This is a genomic window from Helicobacter pylori, from assembly GCF_011140715.1.
Lineage (GTDB): Bacteria > Campylobacterota > Campylobacteria > Campylobacterales > Helicobacteraceae > Helicobacter > Helicobacter pylori_DA.
The window spans coordinates 1-4197 of record NZ_SFZZ01000021.1 but is presented as its reverse complement, the minus strand read 5'-3'; the positions used below and the strand labels follow the sequence as shown (position 1 = coordinate 4197).

Genomic DNA, 4197 nt, shown 5'->3' with positions numbered 1-4197 from the left:
TTTTAGCCTTGGCCCATAGAATGAATCTAGGCATTAAAAAAAGCGTGAGGAAAAAAGCTATGAAAAACCCTAACCCTGCTCTAAAGGTCAAATACTGGAAAAGATTGATATTGAAATAGCCATATAGTAAAGAATAGAGCATAAAATCCCTTGTGGTAAAATCGCTATGCCATGCTTGAAATTAGAAAAAGAAAATTGTAGCGCAAATTGGCTCGCTTAAAATCAGCATGAGTTAAAGTATAATCACGCTATAACTTAATCTTTGGGAGTGTTTCAATGAATTGTTTCTTTTTCAAGCGTTTATTTTTTTCTCAAAAACTTTGTTTGAAAACGCTAATCGCTTTGGGGCTTTCAAGCGTGTTGATCGGTTGCGCGATGAATCCAAGCGCTGAGACAAAAAAACCAAATGACGCCAAAAATCAAGTTCCAACTCATGAAAGAATACAAACAAGCTCTGAACATGTTACGCCGCTAGATTTTAATTACCCGGTGCATATTGTTCAAGCCCCACAAAACCATCATGTTGTAGGTATTTTAATGCCACGCATTCAAGTGAGCGATAATCTAAAACCCTATATTGATAAGTTTCAAGACGCTTTAGTCAATCAAATCCAAACTATTTTTGAAAAAAGAGGCTATCAAGTGTTGCGTTTTCAAGATGAAAAAGCTTTGAACGCGCAAGATAAGAGAAAGATTTTTTCCGTTTTGGATTTGAAAGGGTGGGTAGGGATCTTAGAAGATTTGAAAATGAATGTAAAAGATCCCAATAATCCTAATTTAGACACGCTAGTGGATCAAAGCTCAGGCTCTGTATGGTTTAATTTTTATGAGCCAGAAAGCAATCGTGTCGTCCATGATTTTGCTGTAGAAGTAGGAACTTTTCAGGCAATAACATACACATACACCTCTACTAATAACGCTTCAGGAGGGTTTAATTCTTCAAAAAGCGTTATCCATGAAAATTTGGATAAGAATAGAGAAGACGCGATACATAAGATTTTAAACAGAATGTATGCGGTTGTCATGAAAAAGGCTGTAACAGAACTTACAAAAGAAAATATCGCCAAATACAGAGACGCTATTGATAGAATGAAAGGCTTTAAAAGTTCTATGCCTCAAAAAAAGTAGTTCTAAACGAACCATTTAAAAATCGGTCTTAAAATCAGCCTTTTTAAAGGCTAATTTAGGTATAGTGTCAAATTCATTTCAATATTTAAGGATACACAATGGCAAAAAGATGCGCTTTAACTTTCAAAGGGCCTATGATAGGCAATCATGTCAGTCATGCGAACAACAAAAATAAGCGTCGCTTGCTCCCTAACTTGCGATCCATTAAGATCCAATTAGACGATGGCACGACTAAACGCATTAAGGTGGCTGCTTCCACTTTAAGAACCATGCGCAAAGGGGCTTAGTTTTTAGAATTTCTATCCATTTTGATTGTAGGGGTGGTTTTGGTGTTTTTGATAACCTTTTTAAAACTCCCCTTAAAACTAAACTTCTTTATTAAGTATCAATCTAGTGCGATTGGGCTTGATATTTTAAGAGAGTTTAAAAATAAAACGCTTTCAAAAGAATTTATTTTGATCTAGGAATTGGTTTTGTTTGAAAAGTTGAAATTTTTTAAAATCAAAAAAGACAATGAAAATCAGCCAGAAGTCAATTTAAATTCTGAAATCTATGAGCAATTTAAGGTCTTTAGACTCCCGCTTATTTTAATCCAATTGCTTGTGCTTTTAGGCACTCTGGGATACTTCGCCCTAGAAAATTATAGCCTTATGCAAGCTTTCTTTCAAACGACTTACACCATGACAGCTACAGGGTTTGGCGCTTTAAATGAAAGCCAGTTTGGGCCTATAAGTATTTTTTTAACTTCCATTTTAATGTTTTGTGGGACGGGAATTATTGCTTTTAGCGTGGCTATTTTAGTTAGCGTGGTCAATAAAGGCACGCTTACCAGATTGATTAAGGAGAAAGGTATGATTTATAAAATCGCGCGCCTTAAGGATCATTATGTGATTTGTTACCACAACGAATACACCATTGAATTGAGCAAGCAATTCCGCTCTGCTCAAATCCCTTTTGTGGTCGTGGATAATGACCCTAGTTTTGAAGAAGAAGCCATTAAGCACAAATACCCCTACTATATCATAGGCGATCCGCACACCAATTTAGCCATGCTAAAAACCCACTTAAGCAGCGCTAGGGGTGTTGTGGCTTTGTCTAAGATTTTACCGGTGAATGTGGCGTTAATGGTGAGCGTGCGCTTGTTTGAAAAGGAATTAAAGCGCAAACCTTACTACATCATTGCGAGCGCGCATAGCGATGAAGGCTTAGAAAAATTAAAAAAATTAGGGGCTGATATGGTGGTTTCCCCTACAAAGCTTATGGCTCAAAGGGTGAGCGCTATGGCGGTGCGTCCGGATATGGAAAATATCTTAGAGCGTTTTATCAATAAAAAAGACACGCTTTTAGACTTAGAGGAAGTGATTGTCCCCAAAACCAGCTGGCTTGTGTTAAGGAAATTAAAAGAAGCCCATTTTAGAGAGATCGCTAAAGCGTTTGTGATTGGTATCACTCAAAAAGATGGCAAATACATCCCCATGCCTGATGGAGAAACGATTATTGCAAGCGAATCCAAGCTATTAATGGTTGGCACTTCAGAAGGCGTTGCGACCTGCAAGCAACTCATCGCTAACCATCAAAGACCCAAAGAAGTGGATTACATTTCATTGTGATTGATACAGCCCTTTTTAAATAAAAAAGGCTTAGCTCTCATCAAATACGGGTAATAAAATCTAAAAAATGCTAAAAACATTTTTACAATCCATAGCAAAGAGCTTGGCGTTAGCCAAAAAGCTTTAGCCATTCATCTTTGATGAGAACAGATCCAAGACTTAAACGGATTTTGGGCTTATTTTTCTCACACCCATACACTCAATGAGAGTTAATGTTATAACCCTTTTAAAGCCCTCATTGTTGATATGCTCGTTATTATCGCTTCATTGAAATAATTGATATTGCCAAAAAAATACCCATGATACAAACTTAAAACACCGCTCACGTTCTCCACTAAAAGCTTTGCGTGGTAAGTTTGTGATACATACTTATGCGTGATTTTCTGGATGCTTTCTTTCAAAAAGCCTTCTTGCACTTTCAGCCCAAAAACCGCGCTAGCTTCTAAAGTTTTCGCACTAACGAAATTAAAAAAAACTTCTATTTCGTATTTTTTGCTTTTCTCTAGCGCATAATCGCTTAGGTCTTTGATTTTCTGCTCCCATCCGCCTTTGACATAAATCACATTATTTAATATAATAAACGCCCGCAAACAAGCCGCTAAACTTCGGCTTCAAGGTTTCTAAAAGTTCGTTAAATGCGGTCTTTTTCGCTTCAATAATCTCGCTTGTGGCTGTAGTTTTAGCTTGCGTGATGTTGTTTAAAACTTCTTGCTTGTTGGTGTTTATTTCGTTGTTAGCTCTTTCTTTTGCTTCGTTAATGTTCGTTATTGCTTGCGTTTTGTTTTCTGTGATCTGGTTGTTAGCGCTATCTCTGGCGTTATTTAAAAAGATTTGATAGCTCGTTAAAAGCTTTGTAGTGGTTTCTATCAATTGATTTTCTAGCTTTTTCACTTCGCTTTTGATGTTCTCGGTGTTAGCGTTTAAGACGCTCGTTACTTCTTGCTCGTTGGTGCGCATGCTCGTATTGAAATCATTAAAAAAGCGCTCGTATTCTTTCATTTTTAATTTTAAGCTTTCGCCGGCGTGACTCAGCCATTCAATGGAATTTCTTAAACTGCTATCAATTTCATTCGCATTCTTGAAAAAATCCAAACTCAAAAGCACCTCTAAAATCCTAACGATACCTTTAAGGCTTAGTTGGATTTGATCGGTAAAAAGCGCGTTACTATGTAAAGCGCTCTGTAATTGCTTTAAAAGCTCGTTAGTGATTTCTTTCACTTCGGGCTGCTCGGTGATTTCTAAAGCGCTGTTAGGCAAATTAGGGTAATTCATTTTTTAATCCTTATTTAATTTTTTTGTGGTAGGATTAGGTTTGTTAAGGTTTGAGGTGCTATAGTTGATGCCATCTCTGTAATCGTTAGAGAGTGTCGCAATGGTCTCTAACTCCCTTAAAACTTTATCATCCACTTCAAAACTTGTAATCATATAATGATTTTTTAGTTCGTTATCTCCCTTAAAC

General features: G+C 36.8%; 5 protein-coding genes and 2 pseudogenes. 4 read left to right on the top strand and 3 right to left on the bottom strand.

The features are described 5' to 3' along the window. A pseudogene (locus EWZ81_RS02550) lies at positions 1 to 142 on the bottom strand (phospho-N-acetylmuramoyl-pentapeptide-transferase); the annotation flags it as partial. Positions 143 to 276: 134 nt separating this feature from the next. On the opposite strand from EWZ81_RS02550, the gene EWZ81_RS02545 reads away from it, so the two are divergent. The 4 genes from EWZ81_RS02545 to EWZ81_RS02535 all read left to right on the top strand — a co-directional run bounded on the left by EWZ81_RS02545 (position 277) and on the right by EWZ81_RS02535 (position 2738). Further along, a complete protein-coding gene (locus tag EWZ81_RS02545) occupies positions 277 to 1128 on the top strand; it encodes an HpaA family protein (RefSeq protein WP_165548920.1) in 852 nt (283 codons plus the stop codon). Positions 1129 to 1226: 98 nt separating this feature from the next. Continuing rightward, the gene (gene rpmB, locus EWZ81_RS02540; RefSeq protein ID WP_001118998.1) at positions 1227 to 1415 is read left to right on the top strand and encodes a 50S ribosomal protein L28; all 189 of its coding nucleotides are present in this window, start codon (positions 1227 to 1229) and stop codon (positions 1413 to 1415) included. A 42-nt stretch (positions 1416 to 1457) separates the two neighbouring features. Beyond that, a complete protein-coding gene (locus EWZ81_RS08590) occupies positions 1458 to 1592 on the top strand; it encodes a hypothetical protein (RefSeq protein ID WP_275690014.1) in 135 nt (44 codons plus the stop codon). A 9-nt stretch (positions 1593 to 1601) separates the two neighbouring features. After that, positions 1602 to 2738 (top strand): potassium channel family protein, encoded by a 1137-nt coding sequence (locus EWZ81_RS02535; RefSeq protein WP_165548919.1) that lies wholly within the window; start codon positions 1602 to 1604, stop codon positions 2736 to 2738. Positions 2739 to 2953: 215 nt separating this feature from the next. Here the strand turns inward: EWZ81_RS02535 and EWZ81_RS02530 are convergent. Together EWZ81_RS02530 and EWZ81_RS02525 are read right to left on the bottom strand one after the other, a co-directional pair. Beyond that, a pseudogene (locus EWZ81_RS02530) lies at positions 2954 to 4010 on the bottom strand (DUF1542 domain-containing protein). A gap of 3 nt (positions 4011 to 4013) precedes the next feature. Continuing rightward, positions 4014 to 4197, bottom strand: a 184-nt coding sequence (locus EWZ81_RS02525; protein ID WP_165548918.1) for a DUF3519 domain-containing protein, incomplete at its 5' end; no start/stop codon positions are given.